The 23,511-nt window shown below is 55.0% G+C and carries 26 protein-coding genes and 1 pseudogene; 11 read left to right on the top strand and 16 right to left on the bottom strand.

Annotation, left to right across the window (positions count from 1 at the left end):
* Positions 1–119: 119 nt before the first annotated feature.
* On the bottom strand, positions 120–1,139 hold the full coding sequence (locus SK51_RS16380) for a dipeptidase (RefSeq protein ID WP_023306097.1): 1,020 nt from the start codon (positions 1,137–1,139) through the stop codon (positions 120–122).
* Positions 1,140–1,394: 255 nt separating this feature from the next.
* On the opposite strand from SK51_RS16380, the gene SK51_RS16375 reads away from it, so the two are divergent.
* Positions 1,395–1,841 carry a hypothetical protein gene (locus SK51_RS16375; RefSeq protein ID WP_023306098.1) on the top strand — a complete coding sequence of 149 codons (447 nt, stop codon included), beginning with the start codon at positions 1,395–1,397 and terminating at the stop codon, positions 1,839–1,841.
* A gap of 67 nt (positions 1,842–1,908) precedes the next feature.
* Here the strand turns inward: SK51_RS16375 and yajD are convergent, their stop codons facing one another.
* Positions 1,909–2,256: an HNH nuclease YajD gene (gene yajD, locus SK51_RS16370; RefSeq protein ID WP_006808895.1), complete on the bottom strand. Its 348-nt coding sequence runs from the start codon at positions 2,254–2,256 to the stop codon at positions 1,909–1,911.
* A gap of 208 nt (positions 2,257–2,464) precedes the next feature.
* On the opposite strand from yajD, the gene SK51_RS16365 reads away from it, so the two are divergent.
* Both SK51_RS16365 and SK51_RS16360 read left to right on the top strand, forming a co-directional pair.
* Positions 2,465–3,499, top strand: a complete 1,035-nt coding sequence (locus SK51_RS16365; RefSeq protein WP_023306099.1) for an LLM class flavin-dependent oxidoreductase — start codon at positions 2,465–2,467, stop codon at positions 3,497–3,499.
* Positions 3,492–4,439, top strand: coding sequence for a zinc-dependent alcohol dehydrogenase family protein (locus SK51_RS16360; protein WP_032671154.1), 948 nt, complete (start codon positions 3,492–3,494; stop codon positions 4,437–4,439). The genes SK51_RS16365 and SK51_RS16360 overlap by 8 nt, the downstream gene beginning before the upstream one ends.
* Here SK51_RS16360 and SK51_RS16355 read toward each other — a convergent pair.
* Complete coding sequence (locus SK51_RS16355; RefSeq protein ID WP_003857467.1) at positions 4,436–5,476, bottom strand: AI-2E family transporter; 1,041 nt, start codon at positions 5,474–5,476, stop codon at positions 4,436–4,438. The two genes, SK51_RS16360 and SK51_RS16355, sit on opposite strands and share 4 nt — an antisense overlap.
* A 132-nt stretch (positions 5,477–5,608) precedes the next feature.
* Here SK51_RS16355 and SK51_RS25900 point away from each other — a divergent pair.
* The 3 genes and pseudogenes from SK51_RS25900 (at position 5,609) to mdtI (ending at position 6,575) form a co-directional block, all read left to right on the top strand.
* Positions 5,609–5,779 (top strand): annotated as a pseudogene (locus SK51_RS25900) (protein YdgV).
* Positions 5,780–5,896: 117 nt separating this feature from the next.
* Positions 5,897–6,259, top strand: coding sequence for a multidrug/spermidine efflux SMR transporter subunit MdtJ (mdtJ, locus tag SK51_RS16350; RefSeq protein WP_032671588.1), 363 nt, complete (start codon positions 5,897–5,899; stop codon positions 6,257–6,259).
* A complete protein-coding gene (gene mdtI, locus SK51_RS16345) occupies positions 6,246–6,575 on the top strand; it encodes a multidrug/spermidine efflux SMR transporter subunit MdtI (RefSeq protein ID WP_022647960.1) in 330 nt (109 codons plus the stop codon). Before mdtJ ends, mdtI begins: the two co-directional genes overlap by 14 nt.
* Before the next feature lie 5 nt (positions 6,576–6,580).
* On the opposite strand, the gene SK51_RS16340 is transcribed toward mdtI, so the two are convergent.
* The 5 genes from SK51_RS16340 to SK51_RS16325 all read right to left on the bottom strand — a co-directional run bounded on the left by SK51_RS16340 (position 6,581) and on the right by SK51_RS16325 (position 10,947).
* Positions 6,581–7,402: a trypsin-like serine peptidase gene (locus tag SK51_RS16340; protein WP_023299991.1), complete on the bottom strand. Its 822-nt coding sequence runs from the start codon at positions 7,400–7,402 to the stop codon at positions 6,581–6,583.
* Between the two features lie 102 nt (positions 7,403–7,504).
* On the bottom strand, positions 7,505–7,588 hold the full coding sequence (locus SK51_RS25895; RefSeq protein ID WP_057979992.1) for a small membrane protein YdgU: 84 nt from the start codon (positions 7,586–7,588) through the stop codon (positions 7,505–7,507).
* A 92-nt stretch (positions 7,589–7,680) separates the two neighbouring features.
* A complete protein-coding gene (gene asr, locus SK51_RS16335) occupies positions 7,681–7,986 on the bottom strand; it encodes an acid resistance repetitive basic protein Asr (protein ID WP_022647962.1) in 306 nt (101 codons plus the stop codon).
* Positions 7,987–8,134: 148 nt separating this feature from the next.
* Positions 8,135–9,619: a carboxypeptidase M32 gene (locus tag SK51_RS16330; protein ID WP_048206809.1), complete on the bottom strand. Its 1,485-nt coding sequence runs from the start codon at positions 9,617–9,619 to the stop codon at positions 8,135–8,137.
* A 74-nt stretch (positions 9,620–9,693) separates the two neighbouring features.
* Positions 9,694–10,947: an MFS transporter gene (locus SK51_RS16325; RefSeq protein ID WP_022647964.1), complete on the bottom strand. Its 1,254-nt coding sequence runs from the start codon at positions 10,945–10,947 to the stop codon at positions 9,694–9,696.
* 121 nt (positions 10,948–11,068) lie between these two features.
* Between SK51_RS16325 and SK51_RS16320 the strand changes: the two genes are divergently transcribed.
* The 3 genes from SK51_RS16320 to bioD all read left to right on the top strand — a co-directional run bounded on the left by SK51_RS16320 (position 11,069) and on the right by bioD (position 14,143).
* Positions 11,069–11,974: a LysR family transcriptional regulator gene (locus tag SK51_RS16320; protein WP_023306103.1), complete on the top strand. Its 906-nt coding sequence runs from the start codon at positions 11,069–11,071 to the stop codon at positions 11,972–11,974.
* 121 nt (positions 11,975–12,095) lie between these two features.
* A complete protein-coding gene (gene mlc, locus SK51_RS16315) occupies positions 12,096–13,316 on the top strand; it encodes a sugar metabolism global transcriptional regulator Mlc (RefSeq protein WP_023306104.1) in 1,221 nt (406 codons plus the stop codon).
* A gap of 131 nt (positions 13,317–13,447) precedes the next feature.
* On the top strand, positions 13,448–14,143 hold the full coding sequence (bioD, locus tag SK51_RS16310) for a dethiobiotin synthase (RefSeq protein WP_015570628.1): 696 nt from the start codon (positions 13,448–13,450) through the stop codon (positions 14,141–14,143).
* On the opposite strand, the gene clcB is transcribed toward bioD, so the two are convergent.
* The 7 genes from clcB to SK51_RS16275 all read right to left on the bottom strand — a co-directional run bounded on the left by clcB (position 14,078) and on the right by SK51_RS16275 (position 21,357).
* Positions 14,078–15,388 carry a voltage-gated ClC-type chloride channel ClcB gene (gene clcB, locus SK51_RS16305; protein WP_023306105.1) on the bottom strand — a complete coding sequence of 437 codons (1,311 nt, stop codon included), beginning with the start codon at positions 15,386–15,388 and terminating at the stop codon, positions 14,078–14,080. The two genes, bioD and clcB, sit on opposite strands and share 66 nt — an antisense overlap.
* A 104-nt stretch (positions 15,389–15,492) precedes the next feature.
* Positions 15,493–16,641 (bottom strand): osmoprotectant ABC transporter ATP-binding protein OsmV, encoded by a 1,149-nt coding sequence (gene osmV / locus SK51_RS16300; RefSeq protein WP_022647969.1) that lies wholly within the window; start codon positions 16,639–16,641, stop codon positions 15,493–15,495.
* Positions 16,641–17,288, bottom strand: a complete 648-nt coding sequence (gene osmW, locus SK51_RS16295) for an osmoprotectant ABC transporter permease OsmW (RefSeq protein ID WP_022647970.1) — start codon at positions 17,286–17,288, stop codon at positions 16,641–16,643. Before osmW ends, osmV begins: the two co-directional genes overlap by 1 nt.
* Positions 17,289–17,296: 8 nt before the next feature.
* Positions 17,297–18,196 (bottom strand): osmoprotectant ABC transporter substrate-binding protein OsmX, encoded by a 900-nt coding sequence (osmX, locus tag SK51_RS16290; protein ID WP_023306106.1) that lies wholly within the window; start codon positions 18,194–18,196, stop codon positions 17,297–17,299.
* 18 nt (positions 18,197–18,214) lie between these two features.
* Entirely contained in the window at positions 18,215–18,925 is a 711-nt protein-coding gene (osmY, locus tag SK51_RS16285) for an osmoprotectant ABC transporter permease OsmY (RefSeq protein ID WP_023306107.1), read from the bottom strand.
* Between the two features lie 261 nt (positions 18,926–19,186).
* Positions 19,187–19,930 (bottom strand): YoaK family protein, encoded by a 744-nt coding sequence (locus SK51_RS16280; RefSeq protein ID WP_023306108.1) that lies wholly within the window; start codon positions 19,928–19,930, stop codon positions 19,187–19,189.
* A 299-nt stretch (positions 19,931–20,229) separates the two neighbouring features.
* Positions 20,230–21,357, bottom strand: a complete 1,128-nt coding sequence (locus tag SK51_RS16275) for an alpha/beta hydrolase (RefSeq protein WP_071788016.1) — start codon at positions 21,355–21,357, stop codon at positions 20,230–20,232.
* A gap of 114 nt (positions 21,358–21,471) precedes the next feature.
* Here SK51_RS16275 and SK51_RS16270 point away from each other — a divergent pair, with 114 nt between their 5' ends.
* On the top strand, positions 21,472–22,356 hold the full coding sequence (locus tag SK51_RS16270) for a LysR family transcriptional regulator (protein ID WP_048206808.1): 885 nt from the start codon (positions 21,472–21,474) through the stop codon (positions 22,354–22,356).
* A gap of 86 nt (positions 22,357–22,442) precedes the next feature.
* Entirely contained in the window at positions 22,443–23,102 is a 660-nt protein-coding gene (catA, locus tag SK51_RS16265; RefSeq protein ID WP_023300000.1) for a type A chloramphenicol O-acetyltransferase, read from the top strand.
* Between the two features lie 56 nt (positions 23,103–23,158).
* Here the strand turns inward: catA and SK51_RS16260 are convergent, their stop codons facing one another.
* Positions 23,159–23,470 carry a YebG family protein gene (locus tag SK51_RS16260; protein WP_022647976.1) on the bottom strand — a complete coding sequence of 104 codons (312 nt, stop codon included), beginning with the start codon at positions 23,468–23,470 and terminating at the stop codon, positions 23,159–23,161.
* Positions 23,471–23,511 lie beyond the last annotated feature (41 nt).

The raw sequence follows: 23,511 nt of genomic DNA, 5'->3' as shown, positions 1-23,511 counted from the left end.
ATGCAGCACCAACACCATTGTTTGTGCCAGTTTTGTGATGGTCATCAAATAATGCGTCACAGTGGGGCAAAGCTCAACCCGAAAGATGTAAGGAATTAACGTAATGTTTACAACGTAACCTATTGTTGCCAAACATTTTGCAATACCTTTTGCCAGTTGCCCCACAGCAGCTTATTCAGCACAAATTGATCATAGCCGCTGTCACGCAACGCGCTGATTAGCCGCGGTAAACCACTCACATCATGCAAATCATCAGGTAACGTGATGCCGTCAAAATCGGAGCCCAGCGCGACATGATCGTCGCCCATGATGTTAATAAGATAGTCGATATGACGAACGATTGTGCTCAGCGGGGTATCGCTATCGCGTTTACCGTCGGCGCGCAGAAAGGCGTTGCCGAAATTGACCCCTGCCACGCCGCCGCTGTCGCGGATAGCCAGCAGCTGCCGATCGGTCAGATTGCGCGGTTGCGGGCACAGCGTATGGGCGTTGGAATGGGTGGCGACCAGCGGTGAAGAGGAATGACGAGCGGTATCCCAGAACGCCTTTTCATTCATATGAGAAACGTCAATCAGCATGTTCAGGGCGTTAGCGTGCTTAATGAGGGCGATACCCTCTGCGGTAAGCCCTGGGCCGCTGTCCGGGCTGCCGGGAAACGCCCCGTTAACGCCAGTGCCAAAACGGTTAGCAATGTTCCAGAAAGGCCCAATGCTGCGCACGCCAGCGGCATAGAAAGCCTGTAGATCGCCACCCTCGCCGTCAAAACCGCCCGCACCCTCAATATGCGCCACCATCGCCAGCACCTTATCCTGACGGCAGCGTTCGATATCTGCCGCGCTCAGGCACAATCGCGCCCGTCCATCGGAGTGTGCGATAAGCTGCTTGAGGATCGTCAACTGCTGCCAGAGAATGTCGATCGGTTGCCACGGCTCGCTGGCGTAGTGCGGCGCCATGCGGGCGATATACTCCTGCGGCGGCACGAACAGCGCGAACAGCCCGCCGGAAAATCCGCCTTGCTGCATGCGCGGATAATCGAGGTGTCCGTTCTCAATGCCGGAGAAGAAGGCCGTTACCGGATCCTGGCGATGATGAAGCCATAAATTAAGCAACAGGTCATTGTGACCATCAAAAATCGCCATAGCGCATCCCACTGTTTTTTATTGCTGAAAAAGTTGCCAGGCACGATAACTGATTTGTCCTGTCCGGCAAGGAGAAACTTACAACTTAGCAGCAATTGTTAATAACGCTTAACCGTGAGGAGATCCGCACATCATGTTGCGTGGCGAGATAAGAGCATTTCCCGTTCCATCTGCGATTGCATCGCGTACGTTCCCTGAGCTACCGGGCTACGCTATACTTCGCCACTTTGAGTTATGCGTGGCAGGTAACGAAATATGCGGGAGAGCATTAATTTTATTTTCGTGGTGCTGTTTTTCACGGCACTGATTATGCTGATGCGCTTTTTCATCAGGCGTATTCGGCATCCAAAGCGCATCGTTGCCGACAGCCGGGGAATGAAAAAAATCTCTACCCATCCTTCCTGGTTTGGCGGATCGTCAGGTAAAACCTATTTTTATGATGAGCAGTATTTATACGAGGTCATAAATAGCGTCACCCGTAAAATTGAGCTGGCCGCTATCGTAAAAATTAAGCCGGGCTCGACAGTGGTAAATAACAGGCGGATCTGGTCTGTGAGCTATCTTGAGGGAACCCGTGAAAAACAGGTGCAATTTTATAATAATCTGACGGTGTTTAATCAAAACTTTGCTGCGTTTTTAGAGGCTGTAAAACGCGTGAATCCTGAAGCCGATATTAAGGCCGTCTCCTTGTTCAATCTGTGACTGGAATACATTACCTTTATCTTTCTGACTGCCCATACGGCAGGTATGGGCAGTAAAGCCGCCGATATTACTTCTTCTTGTTCATCATCGCCTTGAGATCGGCAAAGGGGTTAAACGTGGCGACACCCACGTCTTTTTGCGCATCCTCACCTGCGACAACGGTGGTGCCATACTGATCCGCTTCGGTGTACTTTGAGTGTTCGTGGTCATGGCAAAACAGGCACAACAACTCCCAGTTACTGCCATCTTCCGGATTATTGGTGTGATCGTGGTCGATATGGTGGACCGTGAGTTCACGAAGATTCGAATACACAAACTCCCGCGAGCAGCGTCCACAGACCCACGGGTAAATTTTTAGCGCTTTTTCACGGTAGCCGCTTTCCAGCCGTGCGTAGTTTTTGGGAATCAGAGCCATTGCTGATGTTACCTGTTAAAAAAGAGAACAGTTCACACTATATCCCATTTTGAGATGCCAGGAGAATGCCTCCTCTGCGGGAAGGCAGCGTGCGATTTGCGTATTTCTGTCAGTTTATTTGAAGCATTCCGTTAAATAATCACCATTTATTCTCATCGGTTAATGCGTAGAGTAGGGATAACGCAATGCTTTATCAGGATACTCCACTATGAAAAAGATCGGATTTTTGTCGTTTGGTCACTGGACGCCGTCTTCCCAGTCCGGCACGCAAACCGCAGCTGACACGCTGCTACAGTCCATCGATCTGGCTGTCGCCGCTGAAGAGCTGGGCGCGGACGGGGCTTATTTCCGCGTGCACCACTTTGCCCGCCAGCTCAGTTCGCCATTCCCCTTGCTGGCTGCGATAGGCGCGAAAACCAAACGCATCGAAATCGGGACGGGCGTGATCGACATGCGGTACGAGAATCCGCTGTATATGGCGGAAGATGCTGGCGCGGCAGATCTCATCTCCGGCGGGCGATTACAGCTTGGTATCAGCCGGGGCTCCCCGGAGCAGGTGATTGATGGTTGGCGTTATTTTGGTTACGTGCCGCAGGACGGGGAAAACGAATCTGATATGGCGCGCCGTCACACTGAGGTACTGCTTGATGTATTACGCGGTGAAGGGTTTGCGAAGCCTAACCCACAGCCGATGTTCCCAAACCCGCCGGGATTGTTGCGTCTGGAGCCGCATTCAGAGGGCTTACGCGATCGTATCTGGTGGGGGGCTGGCTCCAATGCAACGGCAGTATGGGCGGCAAAACTGGGGATGAACCTGCAAAGCTCAACGCTGAAAGATGATGAAACCGGCGAGCCGTTCCATATTCAGCAGGCAAAACAGATCCGTGCCTACCGACAGGCCTGGGCCGAGGCAGGGCATACCCGTCAGCCACGCGTTTCGGTCAGCCGCAGTATTTTTGCCCTGATGGACGATCGCGACCGGATGTATTTCGGTTCAAGCCGCAATGAGAGCGACAGCGTTGGCTATCTGGATGAGAAAACGCGGGCCATTTTCGGACGCAGCTATGCCGCAGAGCCAGTCAAGCTGATTGAACAGTTGAAAAAGGATGAAGCGATCGCGGAAGCGGATACGCTGTTGCTTACCGTGCCGAATCAGCTGGGCGTGGAATACAACGCACATGTGATCGAGTCCATCCTGAAACATGTCGCACCGGAAATGGGATGGCGCGATCGCAATGCGTAATCTGGCCCTCTGGTATCGCCGGTTTGGTGAGCCTGAATCGGTACTGCAAGCGGAAACCACACCATTGTCACCGCGACAGCCGGGAGAGATACGTGTGCGCATGCTTTTTTCTCCGGTGAACGCCTCCGATCTCATCCCCATCACCGGGGCATATCGCCATCGCACGCCGCTGCCCGCAATAGCCGGTTATGAAGGGGTCGGAATAGTGACCGAAACGCCCGCCGCTTACCCGGCGATGCTGGGCAAGCGGGTTCTGCCGTTACGGGGGCAGGGAACCTGGCAGCGCTATGTCGACTGCCCGGTGGCGTATGCGGTTCCCGTCCCGGACGACATCGACTCGCTTCTTGCCGCGCGGGCGTATATCAACCCGCTTGCCGCTCAGATGATGCTGGACCGTTATCCTCCGGTCGGGAAAACGGTGCTGCTCACCGCTGCCGGTTCTGACTGCGCCGTTCTGCTCGGGCAATGGGCACGCCAGGCGGGTGCAGAGGCGGTTTACGGGATCCATCGCTCGCCCGTGCACGCTCAACGTCTGGCTGAAATGGGGATCGTCCCGATTGCGCAAGATGATACGGCCGCCGTCAACGCTGCCGCCGCGCAAGCGGAGGTGGTGTACGACGCCACGGGCGGCAGCCTGGCGGAGGCGATCCTGAGCGTGATGCCCGAAACCGGTACCTTTGTCTGCTACGGGCTACTCTCCGGGCAGACCTTCCGGCAGCAGCGGCCGTTGCCGCGCGTGGCGTGGTTTCACATTCGTAACTATCTGGACGCGCTGAGCGCTGAGGCGTGGCAGGCGGAGTTTCGGCGCATCTGGCCTAAACTGCGCGCCAGCCAGTGCAGCGATGTTACCCTCTACCCGCTGTCGGAATGGCAGCGGGCAGTGGGCAACTACCGCGAAGCGGGAAGAACGGGCAAGCCTATGCTGTCGATGGACAATTAATCGGCCTTATGGCTCATGTCGCTCAGCAGTACAGCGATACTTTGTCCACCGGCGGTCTGCTCCAGGCCAATTTTGACAATAATTGTCAGCGGAACGGAGAGCAGCATGCCGACAGGCCCGAGCAGCCAGCCCCAGAAAATCAGGGACAGGAACACAACAAGAGTTGAAAGCCCCAGCCCGCGTCCCATTATCCGTGGTTCGAGAATGTTCCCGAAGACAAGGTTAATCACCAGATAGCCTGCCAGCAGAATCAGGGCATCATACAAACCGCTGAAAACCAGCACCTGAAGGATAGGGGGGATCGCCGCCAGCACGGAGCCAATGTTAGGAATATAGTTGAGCGCAAAGGCCAGCAGCCCCCAGACGAAGGCAAAACGCACATCCAGCGCGGCGAGCATCCCCCAGACCACTAATCCCGTCACGAGGCTGATGGCCGTTTTCAGCACCAGATAGCGTGAAACGCTGTCGAGCGCGCGCTGAATAGCACCCATTCCCTCTACCGGACGCACCATGATGTGCTGGAGTTTTGCAGGCAGCTGTGGAACTTCCAGCAGCATAAACACAACCGTCAGGAACAGCAGGAAAATCGAGGTCATGGCGTTGGAGAGCTGTGCCAGCAGGCTGGTGACAATCGTCATGGCGGCATTCGGATCGATGTATTTAAGCAGTTCCTCAACCGAGACTTCGATACCCGCGCGTTGCAGCCAGGGTTCAATTTGCAGCAGCGGGGTCGCCAGGGAAGAGCGGTATGTCGGCAGCGTCCGCGCCAGCTCGTTCAGGGAGGTTCCCAGATAGGCGACTAACAGCACCATCGCAACGATAATAATACTGATAAGCAGGCTTATCGCCAGCACACGCGGGATGCGCAGCCGCACCATTCGCTGCACCAGTGGATTGAGGATCACCGCGATAAAAAGCGCCAGGATAAAGGGCACGATGATATCGGCCGCAAAACGAACGCCGGTCAGAATGATCACCAGCATGCCCAGCATGATGACGATCTTAAGCCCGTTGAGGGTGATAATGGGTTTGGCCATGGACGTTCCTGAACAGTTTTTTATTTATAATAGAGGGGAAAGCGGATTAAAAAAACTAACCAAAATCAAACAGACTGGGTAAAGAAATGAAAAGGCTTTGAGTAAATTCCTGGCTTATGATACAAATCAGGCGTGTTCAACTACTGAGGACAATTTTCATCCGCAAAGACGAGAAGCAACACCGCGGATAATTGTAATTTTATGGACAATTTGTTCAGGACGTATTTTTCAAACAACTCTGCTCTGTTTTCTACCTCCCTCTGCACGCTTTCCGGTGAACAACACTGGCGTTCCGCGCTATAGTCACGTCTTCTGCCTGAGCTGGCGCTATGCGCTTAGCTAACTGATTTAATTCCCACTTTTTTGGTTTGCTGTTCGCAGCGAGCCTCGATGGATTATATTCTCAAGCAGGAGAAAAACATGTTTTACTGGATTTTATTAGCTCTGGCTATCGTTGCTGAAATTACCGGCACCTTGTCGATGAAATGGGCGAGCGTGAGTGACGGCAACACCGGATTTATTTTGATGCTGATCATGATTACACTTTCCTATATATTCCTCTCTTTCGCGGTTAAAAAAATCGCGCTGGGCGTGGCATACGCTTTGTGGGAAGGTGTTGGTATTTTATTGATCACGCTGTTCAGCGTCATGATATTTGATGAAACCCTGACGACAATGAAAATTGCCGGGCTGACGACCCTGGTCGCAGGTATCGTGCTGATTAAATCGGGTACGCGCAAACCAGCCAAACAGCAGAAGGAGCAGACCCATGCAGCAGTTTGAATGGATCCACGCGGCCTGGCTGGCTTTCGCCATCGTTCTGGAAATTATTGCGAACGTCTTTTTGAAGTTCTCCGACGGCTTTCGTCGCAAAGCCTACGGCCTGTTATCGATTGCCGCGGTTCTGGGGGCGTTTAGCGCCCTGTCGCAGGCGGTGAAAGGCATCGATCTTTCCGTGGCCTACGCGCTGTGGGGCGGCTTCGGTATTGCCGCCACCCTGGCGGCAGGCTGGATTATGTTCGGGCAGCGTTTAAACCATAAAGGCTGGATAGGGCTGGTATTACTGCTCGCTGGCATGATCATGATTAAACTGGCCTGAGTGACCTACTGCTGCGCCAGGGCTTCCAGCCGGTCGCGAAAACCGGTCACCGCTAACGCTCGGTTATCGGCGCGCCAGCGGTCTTTCGCTGCCGGAGCAGAACTCTGAACGCCAATCAGTTGCCAGCCGTTAACGGTTTTTAACATCAGGGGCGATCCGCTATCACCCGGTAGCGTATCGCACTGATGCGAAAGCACGCTGTTTTGCGCCCAGCCCGTCACCACGCAGTCCGTATGGGTGTACAGCGAATCGAGGTGATCAACAGGGTAGCCTGACTGCGTCACTTTTCGATCGGCGGCTTTCAGGGCGGCGGTGAGCGCGTCTTTGTCACCATCAAAGAGCGGTAGCGGAGCGATCCCGGACGGCGGATAACGTAAAACGATCAGCCCGAAATCCCAGGATGCCGCCCCGGGCGGCACAATCCATCCATCGCCATCCGGTTTCAGGCGTTTCCCGAGCGACGGATCCACCCGCCCCTCAATACCGTGAATTTCGTAGCGCCAAATCCCTTTCTGCGAGACAAAGCGCAGGGCGATCGCTTTATCCGGTTTGCCTTCGGGCGGCATTAACAGGCAATGACCCGCCGTCAGCGCAAGGCGTGGCGTTATGAGAGTTGCGGTACATAGATTGCCGCTGGCGGTTTCCAGTTGCCCGATGGCATCCCAGGGCGCTTCGGTAGGATCGGTGACACGCGTACGATCGTCATGACCAAAAAACAGCGTCTTTACCTCTTTGGCGCTGATGGCGTCATCGTCGCCCTCATCCGCATGTGAAAAGCCTGCAAAAAGGCTAAACGTTCCCAGTAACAACACAACAGATTTACGCATATCACACTCTGGTGGGGGTAATTATGATTATTAAAAGTGAACCCTATGAAAATACTATAGACGCGACGGCGAGAAAGTGGGAGTAAAATCAGCGTGCTACATTCAGGAAAGATAAAAGTGGCTGGCGATGAGCGCGCATAAAATTAGCAGGATAAGAATGAACTCAAACCGATAGCGCCGCAGCATACGCCCTCCGGATAAAAAAACGGCGCTGACCGCAATCCCGTTCAGCGCCGGTTTACCAACGTGCCCCGAAGGGCACGGTTAAGCTTGTACTCTTACGCTGCTGGCTGTGCAGCAGGTTTAGCCGCTTCGTGTTTTGCCGCTTTTTTGTGATGCTTTTTAGCCGCCTGGGCTTTCTGCTCTACCGCAGGTTTTGCCGCTTTTTTGTGGTGCTTTTTCGCGGCCTGCGCTTTCTGTGCTGCCGCTGGTTTAGCCGCTTTGTGATGTTTTTTATGGTGAACCGTTTTGGCCGGAGCAGCGGTGGATGCCGCAGGCGCTGCGGTGGCGGTAGTTTCAGCCGCGAATGCAGCGGAAGAAAGACCCATAGCAGCGGCAACAACCAGAGCTAATACTTTTTTCATTTTCATACCCTCGAATTTGGTTTTTCATTTAACCCCACTGCGGGGCCGTTGAAATAACTATATCCCTGTAAATTCGGGGTTTCCGTGAGTGATTGGTATCGGCGTGTAACCATATGTACAACGCCGGGGTGGCCCCCGGCGCGTTCGTTTACAGGTAGCGGGACGTCAGGTGTTCGCGGAAGTAGCGGATATTCAGATCTTCACCTGTGGCCTGGGTGATGAGCTGCGACGTGCTGAAACGGCTGCCGTGCTGCCAGATATTCTGACGCAGCCAGTCAAACAGCGCCGAGAAATCGCCCCCGGCAATGGATGCCTGCAACCCGGGCAGCGCAGTTTTGGCGGCATGAAACAGCTGTGCCGCATACATTGCCCCCAGCGTGTAAGACGGGAAGTAGCCAAAACCGCCGTCGGTCCAGTGGATGTCCTGCATACAGCCGTTGCGGTAGTTATCTTTGGTGGATAATCCAAGCCAGGCCTGCATTTTCTCATCCCATAACGCGGGGATATCATCCACTTCGATTTCGCCATTGATCAGCGCGCGCTCAATCTCATAGCGCAATACCACATGCGCCGGATAGCTCACTTCATCTGCGTCAACGCGGATGTAGCCCGGTTTCACGCGCTGATTCCAGGCAATAAAATTCTCTTCACTGAATGCCGCCTGGCTGCCGAAACGGGCATGGACCGCCCGAAGCAGATGCTTCAGGAAAGCGTCGCTGCGGCCCAGCTGCATTTCAAAAAACAGACTCTGGGATTCATGGATCGCCGTAGAGCGCGCCAGCGCAACGGGCTGGCCGGCCCACGCTCGCGGAAGGTTTTGCTCGTAGCGGGCATGTCCGGTTTCGTGGATCACGCCGAAAAGCGCGCTGAGCAGTTCATCTTCATCGTAACGCGTGGTGATACGCACATCTTCCGGCACGCCGCCGCAGAACGGGTGGGCGCTAACGTCCAGACGACCGCCGTTAAAATCGAAGCCAAGCATTTTCATCGCTTCCAGGCCCAGCTCGCGCTGGGTGGCGGTGGGGAAGGGACCCTGTGGCGGAACGAACGATCGTTGAGCCTGTTTTTCCACAACCTTTGCCAGCAGCTCCGGCAGCCAGGACTTCAGATCGCCGAACAGCACATCCAGGCGAGCGCTGGTCATGTCGGGTTCAAAGATATCCAGCAGCGCGTCGTAAGGCGTGCAGTCTTTAGCCTCAGCGCGCAGGCGGGCTTCTTCACGACTGAGTTTCACCACCTCTTTCAGGTTGGCTGAAAAGCCCTGCCAGTCGTTGGCCGGACGCTGAGTACGCCAGGCGTGTTCACACCTGCTGCCCGCCAGCGATTTGGCCTCTACCAGCGATTCCGGCAGTAAAGTGGCCTGCTGGTAGTGGCGCGTCATTTCACGCAGGTTGGCCTGCTCAACGTCGTTCAGATCTTCTTCTGCCGCCGCCGCCAGCCATTCACCCACTTTTTTATCGGTCAGGATCTGATGTTGCAGGACGCTCATCTCCGCCAGCGCTTCACCGCGCGCGGCGCTGCCGCCGGGCGGCATCATGGTAAACATGTCCCAGCTGGCGATGGAGGAGAGGTGAGTGAAGCGGGAGAGACGCTGGAAGGTGCGGGTGAGTTGTTGATAGTTATTGTTTTTCATGAAGTCCTCGTGTCTGAATCAGCCGATGACAAAAATTAGCATCGGCTCGATTTAAACACGAAGAGGGCTGAATGTTAATGCAGTCGTTTATGCAGGCTCGCGCCCACCAGCAGTGCCGCACACAACATCAGCGCGATAAATCCGCCCACGCCGTTCCAGCCGTAGTTATGCCAGAACACCCCGCCGAGAGTCCCGGCAATGCTGGAACCGAGATAGTAACTGAACAGATACAGAGACGAAGCCTGACCTTTAGCGCGGCGCGCGCGTGGGCCAATCCAGCTGCTGGCAACAGAATGCGCGGCAAAGAATCCCGCAGAGAAGAGCAGCATTCCGGCAAAAATCAGCCACAGGGAAGAGACAAGCGTCATCAGCAGTCCGAACAACATCACAGCGGTGGACACCAGCATCACCGGACCACGGCCGAAGCGCGCGGTCATGGCGCCCGCTTTTGGTGAACTCCACGTCCCGGTGAGATACGCCACAGAGAGCAAACCCACCAATGCCTGGCTAAGATGCCACGGCGAGAGCATCAGCCGGTAGCCAATATAGTTAAACAGCGTGACAAATGACCCCATCAGCAGGAATCCCATCAGAAACAATCGCGGCAAACCTTTGTCGCGCCAGTGCAGACGGAAGTTGATAAACAGTGTTTTCGGACGCAGAGAAGTCGGGCGGAAATGGCGCGATTCCGGCAGGATTTTCCAGAACATCAGCGCCGAAGCGAGGGCGAAGCAGCCGATTACGGCCAGCGCAATGCGCCAGTTAAAGAAATCGGTAAACACACCGCTGAGCAGGCGTCCGCTCATCCCGCCGATAGAGTTCCCGCTAATGTACAGCCCCATGGAGAAGGCCACGAAACTCGGGTGGATCTCCTCGCTGAGATAGGTCATCCCGACCGCCGCCACGCCGCTGAGGGATAACCCAATCAGCGCGCGCATGACCAGAATGCCGTGCCAGCTGGTCATCATGGTGGACAGCAAGGTACACACGGAGGCCAGCATTAACGCCGTTACCATGACCTGCTTACGCCCGATGGCATCTGAAAGTGGCCCGGTGAACAGCAGACCGATCGCCAGCATCCCGGTTGAAATGGAGAGTGAAATACTGCTGCTGGCTGGCGACACGCCAAATTCATGCGACAGGACCGGCAGGATCGGCTGAACGCAGTAGAGCAGGGCGAAAGTGGCGAGACCCGCTGAAAAGAGCGCCAGCGTGACGCGCATAAACTGGGGGGTACCACGTTTTATAAACTGAACCGGCTGCGGTACTGCGGGTAAATCATCAATGTCGCTGGCCGGCGCGATATCAACGGTCGTTGTACGGCTCACACATAATCCTTGCTTAAACTTCCCCGTGGTTTCTGGTGACGGGTATGACCACAAGATTAGGGTAGGAAAATGTAAATATTCTGTCTAATATATTAATAATCTCAAATGATACTTTAAAAATATGAATATCGAGCTGCGCCATCTGCGCTATTTTGTCGCCGTCGCTGAAGAGCTCCATTTTGGTCGTGCTGCGGCAAGGCTGAATATCTCCCAGCCACCGCTGAGCCAACAGATCCAGATCCTTGAGCAGCAGGTTGGGGCGCGTCTGCTGGCGCGAACCAACCGCAGCGTGAGCCTGACGGCGGCGGGAAAACAGTTTCTCGCCGATAGCCGACAGATCCTGAGTATGGTGGTGGACGCCGCCGCCAGAGCGGAACGGCTTCATCTCGGGGAGACGGGAGAGCTGCGCATCGGGTTTACCTCGTCGGCCCCCTTCATCAGCGCTGTTTCACAAACGCTATCCTCGTTTCGCAGTAACTTTCCGGATGTGCATATTCAGACGCGCGAAATAAATACCCGGGAGCAAATATCGCCGCTTAATGAAGGATCGCTCGACCTGGGGCTAATGCGTAACACGCAGTTGCCTGATACCCTGGCGTGGCAGGTGATCCTCCGCGAACCGCTGATGGCGATGATCCCCCGGGATCACCCGCTCGCCGCGCAGCATAGCGTCACGCTGGCTGAACTGGCGAAAGAACCCTTTGTCTTTTTTGACCCACAGGTGGGTACCGGATTGTATGACGATATTCTTGGTCTGATGCGGCGATATGGCCTTGTCCCGACTATCGCGCAGGAAGTGGGGGAAGCCATGACGATCATTGGTCTCGTTGCCGCAGGGCTTGGCGTGTCGATTCTTCCGGCCTCGTTTAAACGGGTACAACTGCCGGAAATGCGCTGGGTGAATATTGCCGAGCAGGATGCGGTCTCGGAGATGTGGCTGGTGTGGTCTAAACATCATGAACAGAGCCATGCGGCACAGCGTTTCAAAGAACAATTAATTACCGCTTCTTACGGGCGTTATTTATAGGGAAAAGCGGGCGAAAATGTGCAGTAAATCACATGGCTAAGTAAAAATTTGACGTCAGCCATTGAAGTGCTTCACCATAGCCCTCAGTTTATTTCGAAGCTCGAAAATAAGGGAGTACGAGGTGGTTGCTGATAGTCAGCCAGGGCATATCGATCAGATCAAGCAGACCAACGCGGGCGCCGTTTATCGCCTGATTGATCAGCTGGGTCCGGTTTCGCGTATCGATCTTTCGCGCCTGGCACAACTGGCACCCGCCAGTATTACCAAGATTGTCCGCGAAATGCTGGAAGCCCATCTGGTTCAGGAGACAGAAATTCAGGAGCCGGGCAGCCGTGGCCGTCCGGCGGTAGGGCTGGTGGTGGAAACGGAAGCCTGGCACTACCTGTCGCTGCGAATTAGCCGCGGGGAAATCTTCCTCGCGCTGCGCGACCTCAGCAGCAAGCTGGTGGTGGAAGACCGGCTGGACCTCCCGCTCGATGCAGAGCAACCACTTCTCGATGCCATTCTGACCCACATCGACCAGTTCTTTATTCGTCACCAGCAGCGCCTTGAACGTTTAACGGCGATTGCGATCACCCTGCCGGGAATTATTGATACCGAAAATGGCATTGTGCACCGCATGCCGTTTTATGAAAACGTCAAAGAGATGCCGCTGGGCGACGTGCTGGAAAACCACACCGGTGTGCCGGTCTACATTCAGCATGATATCAGCGCCTGGACGATGGCGGAGGCGTTGTTTGGCGCTTCCCGGGGCGCGCGCGACGTGATTCAGGTGGTGATTGATCATAACGTTGGCGCAGGTGTGATCACCGACGGGCGTCTGTTGCATGCTGGCAGCAGTAGCCTGGTGGAGATTGGCCATACGCAGGTCGATCCGTACGGAAAACGCTGCTACTGCGGTAACCATGGCTGTCTGGAGACAATTGCCAGCGTTGAAAGCGTGCTGGAGCTGGCGCAGGTGCGGCTCAGCCAGTCAATGAGCTCCACGCTGCACGGTCAACCGTTGAGCGTCGAGGCATTGTGCACTGCGGCAAGGCAGGGCGATCTGCTGGCGAAGGACATCATTACCGGCGTGGGCAATAATGTCGGGCGCATTCTGGCCATTATGGTGAACCTGTTTAACCCGCAAAAAATACTGATTGGCTCCCCGCTCAGCCAGGCGGCGGATATCCTCTTTCCGGCGATTTCCGCCTGCATCAACCAGCAGGCGCTTCCCGCATACAGTAAAAACATCGTGGTGGAAAGTACGCAATTTTCCAACCAAGGTACGATGGCTGGCGCCGCGCTGGTAAAAGATGCGATGTACAACGGCTCGTTACTGATTCGTTTGCTTCAGGGCTAACTCTTTTCCATAGATGTACGAAAAATTGCGCTATCTCAAGCCGGGTAGCGCACGCTTCCCGTAGACTTTCCCCACTGAATTATTTACCTGGTTTATATTTTTTGAAGCATACCCAAGAGGTGGAATGAGTCATGCTTAAGCGTTTCTTTATTACTGGTACGGATACGTCTGTCGGGAAGACCGTCGTATCCCGCGCGTTACTTCAGGCCCTGGCGGCAAGCGGTAAACGCGTTGCAGGATACAAGCCGGTAGCAAAAGGCAGTAAAGAGACGCCAGAAGGGCTGCGCAATAAGGACGCCCTGGTTCTGCAAAGCGTCTCGTCTCTGGAACTGCCTTATGATGCCGTCAATCCCATCGCGTTAAGCGAAGAGGAAAGCAGCGTCGCTCACAGTGGGCTTATCAACTACAGTCTGCTCTCTGATGGCCTGGCAAATCTGAGTGAAAAGGTTGACCACGTTGTCGTTGAAGGGACCGGTGGCTGGCGCAGCCTGATGAACGATTTACGTCCCCTTTCCGAGTGGGTGGTGCAGGAGCAGCTGCCGGTGATTATGGTCGTGGGCATTCAGGAAGGGTGCATCAACCATGCCTTGCTGACGGCGCAGGCTATCGCTAATGACGGCCTGCCACTGATTGGTTGGGTGGCGAACCGTATTAACCCGGGCCTTGCGCACTACGCAGAAATCATCGACGTGTTGAGCAAAAAGCTGCCTGGCCCGTTGGTAGGCGAACTGCCTTATCTGCCCCGCGCCGAGCAGCGCGAATTAGCGCACTATATCGATCTCTCGGCTTTCGGCGGTATGCTGGCCGTAGATCGAGTCGTGGCGTAGCGTTCTCGACAATACCGACGCCACAACACAGGCAACCAGCAAACCGGGAAGTAAAAAATACTGCCCGGTCATCTCACATACCATCAAGGCCGACATGATTGGCGCATGCGTTGTGGCGGCGAGCAGCGTCGCCATTCCTGCCAGCCCAAGCAGGATCGCCGTCTCAGAGCCAGGAAACCACAGCGCAAAGATCTGCGCAAACAGCATTCCCGTTGCCATACCAACGAACAAGGTTGGCGTAAACACGCCTCCCGGTGCGCCGGACCCGCTGCTTGCCAGCACCGCCAGGAGCTTGCAGATAAAGACGCCGGCAATTACCGACAGCAACGGCGGCGACTGCAAAAACGCCTGAACCACGCTGTAGCCATTCCCCCATACCTTCGGCGTCAGCAGCGACAGCAGCCCGACGATCAGCCCCCCCAGCGCCAGCTGCCACGGCGGTGAAAGTTTGATACGCAGAAACAGCCTGTGGCTGGCCGCCATCAGCCACATCAGCAGCGGGCCGCAAACGCCAGCCAGCAGACCCACGCCAACGATCAGGAAATAATCCACCGCCGTAAGCATCTCGCTGAGATGGACATCATAAAGTGTATTCGCGCCGGGACTTAACAGGCGCGTGGTCAGCAGGGCCACCACAGCGGCAATCACCACCGGGCCGAGGGAGGCCAGCATCAGCGTGCCAAACAGGATCTCTGCGATAAACAGGCTGCCCGCCAGCGGCGCATGATAGGCGCTGGCCATCCCGGCGGCGGCACCGCAGGCGATCCACAGTTTCCATTCGGATTTCGGCGTACAACGTTGTGCAAAAAAGGAGGCAGCGAGGGCGGCAAGCAGGATCATGGCGCCTTCCCGGCCGATGGCGCTGCCGCTGGCGACCACCAGCAACGAGGCGAGGGATTTCACCAGGCTGGCGCCGTAATCAAACTGGCCATCACCCGTCTCCAGCGCCTCCATATAATCGGTCGGGGCGTGGGGACGTTGTGCCGTCATGCGCTGCCATCCCCACAGTAGCACTCCCGCGGCCAGACCACCCAGCGCAGGCGTGAGCGCCCGCCGCCAGGGCGATAACGCGGCAGCGGCATTCACCAGGCTTCCGCTTTCGTTGCTGAGAAACAACCACTCCAGCAGATACATGCTGTGGCGGAACACCGCAACGGCCAGCGCTGCCAGCACGCCGGTGACAGTAGCAATCAGGAGACGGCGAAACATCGCGCGGATGTCGGGGTAAGCGTGAAGACGTTGCATGAAGTCGTGATTAACGGGGACGATACGATATTGTGGCGGGAAAACGTGAGGTTAGCAAAAGGTATGCGTGCGGAAAAAGGCCGGGCAGTACCCGGCCTGAATGCTTAACTCTCGCTATGAATATTCAACGCCCGGCGCGTACGCCCTGAGCTCAAATACTCCGCAATATAATCCTGGGATATCTCGCCGTTATAGCGTCCGTCCTCGTCCACAATCGGCATCCAGCTGGTGTTGCTCTCATACAGGCGAGAAAGCACCACGCGCAGGTTATCCTCGGCCTTACCTGTCATGCGGAACGGATGCAGAATATCACCGCAGCTGCCGCTGGCATTACGCGCTTCGCGGCGCTTCACAAAGCCCAGCGGTTTGCCGAGATCATCAACCACGGTAATGGCGCGAATATCGTTGTCATCCATGGTGGCGAAGGCCTCTGGCAGCGGCGTCGATTCGCGTACCGTAATCGTCGGCTGCTGGTCGGTGACGTCGCCCGCGGATACCAGCAGCAGGCGTTTCAACGTCCGGTCCTGACCAACAAACGAGCCGACAAACTCATTGGCGGGTTTCGCCAGCAGCTCGTCCGGGCTGGCGCACTGAACAATACGCCCCTGACGGAAGACGGCAATACGGTCGCCCAGCTTCAGCGCTTCGTCAATATCGTGGCTCACCAGCATCACGGTCTTTTTCAGCTTGCGCTGCATCTCCAGGAACTGGTTCTGGATCACCTCACGGTTAATCGGGTCAACCGCGCCGAATGGTTCATCCATCAGCAGGACCGGAGGATCCGCTGCCAGCGCGCGGATGACGCCGATACGCTGCTGCTGACCGCCGGACATTTCGCGCGGATAGCGGTGAAGGAATTTATGTGGATCCATTGCCACCATATCCATCAGCTCCTCGGCACGGGATTTACAGCGCGCTTTGTCCCAGCCCAGCATGCGCGGCACGACGGTAATGTTCTCTTCGATAGTCATGTTCGGGAACAGGCCAATCTGCTGGATCACGTAGCCAATGTTGCGGCGCAGGGTCACGGTGTCCATCCCGCTGGTGTCTTCGCCGTTAATCAGGATCGTCCCGCTGCTTGGCGTAATGAGACGGTTAATCATCTTCAGGGTAGTGGTTTTCCCGCAGCCGGACGGGCCGAGCAGCACGCACATTTCCCCTTCAGGCACGTTCAGATTGACGTTGTCGACGGCCTTAAACGTCTGGCCGTGCTTCTGTGAAAATTGTTTGGTGAGGTTTTCCAGTTTTATCATTATCGAATCCCCTTCGGAGTCAGTACCACCTGCAAACGGTGCAGCAACCAGTCGAGCACAATCGCTAAAAGACAAATCATCAGCGCGCCCGCAATTAACATACGAATATCACTCCCGCCAATACCGTTAAGCAGCAGCAGGCCCAGACCGCCCGCGCCAATCACGGCAGCAATCGCCATGACGCCGATGTTCATCACCACGGCGGTGCGGATGCCGCCAAAAATGACCGGCAGCGCCATTGGGATTTCCACCCAGCGCAGACGCTGCCAGAAGGTCATGCCGATGCCGCGTCCCGCTTCGCGCAGGCCGGGTGGCAGGCTGTCGAGCGCCGTGTGGGTGTTGCGCACAATCGGCAGCAGTGAATAGAGGAACACCGCCGTAATCGCGGGCAGGGCGCCAATGCCCTGACCGATCAGCGAAAAGAGCGGGATCATCAGGCCGAAAAGCGCAATTGACGGGATGGTGAGCACAATGGTGGCAATCCCCAGCACCGGCGTTGCCAGCCATTTATGGCGGACAATTAAAATACCCAGCGGCACGCCAATAACAATCGCCAGGCCCACGGCGAGTGCCACCAGCCAGAGGTGTTGCAGCGTCAGGGTTAAGAGATAGTCCCAGTTGTCGAGAATATAGTGAATCGTCTCCATAGCGCCTCCTACAGCAACTGTTTGCTACGCAGGAAATCACGGGCGACCTGCTGCGGTGACTGATGGTCGATATCCACCTTTTTATTCAGTTCGGTGATAACGTCGTTGTTGAGCTGGGCTGAGAGGGTGTTCAGCGCCTCCTCCAGCCCCGGGTTAGCCTCCAGCGTGTCTTTTCGAACAACTGGCGTCACGGCGTAACTCGGGAAGAAGCCTTTATCGTCTTCCAGCACTTTAAGATCGAAGCCCTTCACGCGCCCATCGGTGGTGTAGATCAGCCCGGCATCGACAAACCCGTCGCGCACCGCGTTATAGACCAGCCCCGGATCCATCTGGCGGATCTGCGGGCGGTCCAGCTCCATGTTGTAGGCCGCCTGCAACGGTTTCATCCCGTCGCTACGCCCGGCAAATTCCAGGTCAAGGCCCAGCAGCCAGTTGTTATCTGGATCGGTTTTACGGATCTGCTCAATCTTTGCCACCATCTCAGACATGGTATTGATATGTTCAGCCTCGGCGCGCTTGCGCTGCATGGCAAAGGCATAGGTATTGTTCATATCGGCAGGTTTAAGCCACACCAGACCGTGCTTTGCGTCGAGGCGTTTCACCGTCTCGTATGACTCCTGCGGCGACATGCGTTTGTTGATATGGTTGAAGATGATCAGCGACGTGCCGGTGTACTCCCAGGTCATATCAATCTGCTTGTTAATCATCGCGTTACGGGAAATCACCGTCGCAATATTAGTCTGCGGCTGCACCTGAATTCCTTTCTTTTGCAGATACTGTACGGTCATGGCCGAGAGAATGTGCTGCTCGGTAAAGCTCTTTGTTGCCAGGATCAGCGGCGCGGCGAGCGCCTGGCTGGTGAAGAGCGCGGCGGCGCACAGCGCCGTCAGGCCGGAAAACAGTCTCATAGAAGCTCCTTGTTATAATTATCGCGCGAGATGCGGGCTCAGTAGTCGACCCAGTGCCGCCAGCAGCGTATCCAGAATCAGGGCGAACAGGGCGGTGGCCGCCGCGCCCAGGATCAGCGTCGGGAAGTCATTCAGATAGATCCCCGGGAAAATCAGCTCGCCGTAGCTGCTGGCGCCAATCAGGAATGCCAGCGGTGCGGTACCGACGTTAATCGCAGTGGCAATGCGAATACCGGAAAGCATCACCGGCCAGGCGTTAGGAATTTCGACCTGATGCAGGCGCTGCCATTTGGTCATGCCGATGCCGTTTGCCGCTTCCAGCAACGACGCGGGAACAGAGCACAGCCCGGCATAGGTGTTACGCACAATTGGCAGCAAAGAAGCGAGAAAGAGGGCGATAATGGCCGGTTTATCACCGATGCCAATCACCACCATCGCCAGCGCCAGAACGGCCAGCGGCGGCAGGGTGTTGCCCACGTTAAAGATTTGCATCACGTATTCGGCGATACCCCGTGCCGCCGGACGGCTCAGCAGAATACCGCTTGGAATGCCCACCAGCAGGGCAAAGAACATTGATGAAAAGACCAGAATCAGGTGCTGTTGACCGAGGTAGAGCAGGTCAACCTGGCGCGCCTTAATCGTCTCCAGTCCAATTCCCCAGGCGAGGAGAGCGAGGACCACGATAATCGCGCCGACAAAAAGCAGCGAACGTTTAAGTAATGGGTGCATTGCGGTGTGTCTCCCTGTGCGCATGCGTTATAGCAACCACCTGTTGCGGTTGCCTGTTGTTATGCCATGTTTCGGCAGGGGTACTTCACCTATAGCAAGCGAAACGGAAGGGTTCCAGCAAAGGGGGTAAAACAGTAACCCTATGAAATTAGTGACAACCTGAGTTAAGCCTTATGGCGTAAGGGCTGTCAGTGGGAAGGCAGAATAGTCTTAAAGAAGCACGCCTCAAGTGACAACGTCACTTGAGGCGTGCTGATCACCCTATCGACTAAGCGCGGCGCGTACCTTTCGAACGCGCCACGAGATACGAACGATTGAAAAGGCGGCGATAAACACCAGCATCAGGCCCAGTGCCAGCATCGCGTGGAATCCAAACTCTCTGAAGAGGATCAGCCCCGCAATCCCGCCGGTAATAAACGAGAAAAGGGTGGTTAAATGGGTTTTGAGCTGGCTCTTTTGCGCGGCCGTATCTTTGGAGTAATCCCGGCGCAGCATGGCGACCATAACGGAGGCCAGCGAAATGCCCGCATCGGTCAGCGTGCCGGTGATGTGCGTGGATCTCACCCGACCGCCGGAAAGCTGAGTTGAGGTGGAGTTATGAATTCCCATCAACCCGCACAGGAAAAGAATAATCTCCTGATTCGTGGCGAAGGAATGAAAATACATTTCGTACAGGGATACCCCGGCCAGTAATAACCCTTCAACAAACAGAACCTGGCTGAATACCAGCCTGACGTTATGGATAATCCCCCAGATAACAATAATCCGCGCAACAATGGCGCCTGAGACAAACGACAGAATAATGGCGCCAAAGAAAATAATATCGCTGAGATCGGTGGAGGAAACTTCGCTGGATAACTGCGAGGTATTGCCCGTCATATGCGAGGGAAAAAAGCCGAACGCGCCCAGCGCAATGGCATTCAGCAGTCCCGCGGAGGTCGCCAGCCAGAGGGCAAGACGACGATCCTCCTGATGCGTTCGTTCTTTCTTTAATTTAATCAGCAAAGAATACCTCCAGTTTGAGCTTTGCCTGAATGCTCAAGCTAACAAAGCGATGTCGCCGACTGACCAGGATATTGCTTAATTATTATTTCAACGGGAGGAGTGCGAGGTTTTGTAATTAAATAAAATAACCCTGTTAATATAATGCCTTATTGCAGATGCCACGAGCAGACTGACGGGCAAAAATACTGTCCCAGTGTGCATGCACGCTGTAGCGGGATGGGATTTGATTCAGTGTAGACATAGGTGTCATTCACGACGATGAGAAGAGATGCCCCCGTGATTTCCGGGGGCTTAGAGTGTTATTTCAGACTGGTTTTGAAGAACTGCTCAAACTGCGCGAACGGGATTTTTCCTTCGACGTTATCGTAGAGATCAACATGGTTTGCACCGGGAACAATCACCAGCTCTTTCTCTTTGCTGCCGACGGCCTTGAACGCATCCTCCGCAAAATAACGAGAGTGTGCGTTTTCACCGGTCACAATCAGCGTTGGGATAGTGATCTCCCCGGCATAGCTCAGCAGCGGCATATTCATAAAGGATAACGGCATGGTCGCAGTCCACGCGCCGGTGGAGTTTACGGAACGGGCATGGAAACCGCGCGGCATACGGTAGTAATCATAGAACTCTTTCAGTACCGGATGCGGATCGGTGGGCAGTGCTTCCGGCAGAATGCGCTCGGCCGCCGTCACCTTGCCATTCTCATCGACATTAATATCGTGGCCGCCATGGGCGAAAGTGCCGCTTTCAGCATCTTTCCAGCGCTGCGCGTTCAGATACTGCAATACGGCCCGACGATCGGCCGCTGAATAGCGATCTTTCCCGTTGCCCACGCCGTGACCCATCGCGCGGCTCATATCGTACATTACGCTGGTGGCGACCGCCTTCACGCGGGTATCCATGGATGCCGCGTTCAGCGCCATACCGCCCCAGCCGCAGATACCAAGAATGCCGATACGGTTACGGTCGACTTCTTTCTGTAACCCCAGGAAATCCACAGCGGCGCTAAAGTCTTCGGTGTTGATGTCAGGGGAGGCAACGTTACGCGGCTGGCCGCCACTTTCCCCCGTGTAGGATGGGTCGAAGGCCAGGGCCACGAACCCCTGCTCAGCCAGAGTCTGGGCGTACAGACCGCTAGATTGTTCTTTAACCGCACCGAACGGCCCACTGACGGCTATCGCCGCCAGTTTCTGGTCGCCGTGGTTCCTGGGAATGTACAGATCGCCCACCAGAGTGATCCCGTACCGGTTCTGGAACGTCACTTTGCGGTGGTTGACTTTATTGCTCTCGGCGAAGGTTTTATCCCAGGTTGTCACCATCGAAACGGGGGCGTTAGGATTTAGCGTTTCTGCATAACTCATTGTTGTCACTCCACTTAATGATGCGCATAACAGCAGCGCAACGGACAGTTTTTGGGTGAATGTTTTCATAAGAGGTACCGTGTGTTGTTGTAATGAGGCCATTATAGTTAGCAGAAATAGTGCTGATTAGAGGCCAAAAGCTGCTAGGATTAATATCATTTTGTTATGAATTGACGAGGCATGATGGCGAAGCGGGAAAACTATAATGAGCTGTATCTCTTTATCCAGGTGGTGCGGGAGGGAAGCTTCACGGCAGCCGCACAGCGGCTCGGGCTGGCGCAATCCGGGATCAGCCGATCGGTTCGCGAGCTGGAGGAGCGGCTGGGCGTTCAGCTTCTGGTGCGCACTACGCGCAAGCTGTCGCTGACACACGCTGGGGAACAGCTTTACCAGACCGCCGGCTCCGCCTTTGATGCGCTTGATACCGGGTTGACCAGACTGGCGCATTACCGCCAGACGCCGTCCGGCACGGTGCGCATTAATGCCAGCCAGCACGCCATCGAGAAATGTCTGCTGCCAAAGCTCGCTATCTTCAAACAGCGTTACCCGGATATCCGTCTGGAATTGATGAATGAGAGCCGGTTCGTGGATATCATTGCCGAGCGATTCGACGCGGGCGTCCGGCTGGGGCCGGAGGTGGGACAAGGAATGATTGCGGTGCGCATCACGCCCGATATGGAGATGGCTGTGGTTGCCGCCCCGGCGCATTTTCGGCGCTATGGTTTCCCGCAGACGCCCGCCGATCTGGATGCTCATCCCTGCATTGCCTACCAGTTTGCCGACGGTAACCACTATCAATGGGAGCTTGTTCAGGACGGGAAGCGAGTTACGCACCGGCCTGAGGGGCAATGGGCCTTTTCCGACAGCTACATGGAGGCCGAAGCGGCCCGGCTGGAACTCGGGCTGGCCTATGTCCCGGTTGAGCTGGTGGCTGACGATCTGGACCGTGGCACGCTTATACGCGTCTTACAGCGCTACAGCCTGCGGATGGACGGGCTTTACCTCTATTATCCGCACCGCAACGTGTCCCCGGCGCTGAGAGCGGTTATTGATACGTTGAAAATTTAAGGCAGCCTCTGCTCGATGGTCTATACAGCTCCTGGGTTTATGGTACGCTACTATTTTATATAGCGCTGCTTAATTAAGGCAAAGAAATGACAAAAATTACGCCAGAATATACGGCTGTAGACTTATCGAGTTGGGCAAGGAAAGAACATTTTGAAGTCTTTCAGAGCTTTGCTCAATGCACGATTAACCAAACGGTTCAGCTGGATATCACTGCGCTGCTGAAACATATCAAACAGGTTGGCTGGAAATTTTATCCTTCGATTATTTCCCTTATTTCGACAGTCGTTAACCGCCATTCTGAGTTCCGTATGGCTATGAAGGATAATGAGCTTGTAATATGGAATGAGGTGCATCCCAGCTATACCCTTTTCCATAAAGAGACGGAGACGTTTTCATCATTATGGAGTCACTTCGACGGGAATATTCATCACTTTCAAAACGTTTATGCAGAAGACGTTTCTCGCTATGGTGATAATCTTGCCTACTGGCCCAAAGAAGAGTACCGGGAAAATATATTCTTCATATCGGATATTCCGTGGGTCAGTTTTACCAGTTTTAATATCAACGTGGCTAACATGCAGAACTTTTTTGCGCCCATGTTCACGTTTGGAAAATACTTTAACCAGGATGGAAAAGTCTTGTTGCCTTTCGCCGTTCAGGTTCATCATTCTGTCTGTGATGGTTTCCATGTGGCCAGACTAATCAACGAGTTGCAAGAGTTGTGTGATAATTTACCGCACTATTAAGCCGCGAGCCGTTTCCGGCCCGCGGCAGCAGGACAGGTGATGAGTCGTTCTGACGATCAGGCGGCTTTGACGGCCCGGATTTTTTTGCTGCTATCCGCCTCTGGCGCTGTTTTATCCGTTGCAGCATTGAGCTCGGGAAGCTTGCTGGTACGCAGGATATGCTGCACGGACTCTTTCTGCTCGGCAAGATACAGACCAAGGTTTTCCGCCTGCGTTTCATCCATCTGCATTCCGCTTTGCAGCAGCCAGTCGGTGAACGCTTCTGCCATGTCGAGCAGTTTGTCGTGAGCGTCAGCCTCTTTCTTACTGGCAAAAGTCATTTTCTCTTCACCTTTTCTTACGACCACGAATTTTGTTTCAACAGCCATTTTGCACCTCCAGCACTGTAATTATATACAGTATAGCAGTT

Source organism: Enterobacter sp. MGH85, from assembly GCF_001037655.1.
Taxonomy (GTDB): Bacteria; Pseudomonadota; Gammaproteobacteria; order Enterobacterales; family Enterobacteriaceae; genus Enterobacter; species Enterobacter intestinihominis.
This window is presented reverse-complemented; position numbering and strand designations above follow the sequence as displayed.

What these genes read in the sequence shown, in the direction of transcription:
- SK51_RS16380 (WP_023306097.1), bottom strand. Translation starts at nt 1,139, where the DNA reads ATGGCGATTTTTGATGGTCACAATGACCTGTTGCTTAATTTATGGCTT.
- SK51_RS16375 (WP_023306098.1), top strand. Translation starts at nt 1,395, where the DNA reads ATGCGGGAGAGCATTAATTTTATTTTCGTGGTGCTGTTTTTCACGGCA.
- yajD (WP_006808895.1), bottom strand. Translation starts at nt 2,256, where the DNA reads ATGGCTCTGATTCCCAAAAACTACGCACGGCTGGAAAGCGGCTACCGT.
- SK51_RS16365 (WP_023306099.1), top strand. Translation starts at nt 2,465, where the DNA reads ATGAAAAAGATCGGATTTTTGTCGTTTGGTCACTGGACGCCGTCTTCC.
- SK51_RS16360 (WP_032671154.1), top strand. Translation starts at nt 3,492, where the DNA reads ATGCGTAATCTGGCCCTCTGGTATCGCCGGTTTGGTGAGCCTGAATCG.
- SK51_RS16355 (WP_003857467.1), bottom strand. Translation starts at nt 5,476, where the DNA reads ATGGCCAAACCCATTATCACCCTCAACGGGCTTAAGATCGTCATCATG.
- mdtJ (WP_032671588.1), top strand. Translation starts at nt 5,897, where the DNA reads ATGTTTTACTGGATTTTATTAGCTCTGGCTATCGTTGCTGAAATTACC.
- mdtI (WP_022647960.1), top strand. Translation starts at nt 6,246, where the DNA reads ATGCAGCAGTTTGAATGGATCCACGCGGCCTGGCTGGCTTTCGCCATC.
- SK51_RS16340 (WP_023299991.1), bottom strand. Translation starts at nt 7,402, where the DNA reads ATGCGTAAATCTGTTGTGTTGTTACTGGGAACGTTTAGCCTTTTTGCA.
- SK51_RS25895 (WP_057979992.1), bottom strand. Translation starts at nt 7,588, where the DNA reads ATGCTGCGGCGCTATCGGTTTGAGTTCATTCTTATCCTGCTAATTTTA.
- asr (WP_022647962.1), bottom strand. Translation starts at nt 7,986, where the DNA reads ATGAAAAAAGTATTAGCTCTGGTTGTTGCCGCTGCTATGGGTCTTTCT.
- SK51_RS16330 (WP_048206809.1), bottom strand. Translation starts at nt 9,619, where the DNA reads ATGAAAAACAATAACTATCAACAACTCACCCGCACCTTCCAGCGTCTC.
- SK51_RS16320 (WP_023306103.1), top strand. Translation starts at nt 11,069, where the DNA reads ATGAATATCGAGCTGCGCCATCTGCGCTATTTTGTCGCCGTCGCTGAA.
- bioD (WP_015570628.1), top strand. Translation starts at nt 13,448, where the DNA reads ATGCTTAAGCGTTTCTTTATTACTGGTACGGATACGTCTGTCGGGAAG.
- clcB (WP_023306105.1), bottom strand. Translation starts at nt 15,388, where the DNA reads ATGCAACGTCTTCACGCTTACCCCGACATCCGCGCGATGTTTCGCCGT.
- osmV (WP_022647969.1), bottom strand. Translation starts at nt 16,641, where the DNA reads ATGATAAAACTGGAAAACCTCACCAAACAATTTTCACAGAAGCACGGC.
- osmW (WP_022647970.1), bottom strand. Translation starts at nt 17,288, where the DNA reads ATGGAGACGATTCACTATATTCTCGACAACTGGGACTATCTCTTAACC.
- osmX (WP_023306106.1), bottom strand. Translation starts at nt 18,196, where the DNA reads ATGAGACTGTTTTCCGGCCTGACGGCGCTGTGCGCCGCCGCGCTCTTC.
- osmY (WP_023306107.1), bottom strand. Translation starts at nt 18,925, where the DNA reads ATGCACCCATTACTTAAACGTTCGCTGCTTTTTGTCGGCGCGATTATC.
- SK51_RS16275 (WP_071788016.1), bottom strand. Translation starts at nt 21,357, where the DNA reads ATGAAAACATTCACCCAAAAACTGTCCGTTGCGCTGCTGTTATGCGCA.
- SK51_RS16270 (WP_048206808.1), top strand. Translation starts at nt 21,472, where the DNA reads ATGGCGAAGCGGGAAAACTATAATGAGCTGTATCTCTTTATCCAGGTG.
- catA (WP_023300000.1), top strand. Translation starts at nt 22,443, where the DNA reads ATGACAAAAATTACGCCAGAATATACGGCTGTAGACTTATCGAGTTGG.
- SK51_RS16260 (WP_022647976.1), bottom strand. Translation starts at nt 23,470, where the DNA reads ATGGCTGTTGAAACAAAATTCGTGGTCGTAAGAAAAGGTGAAGAGAAA.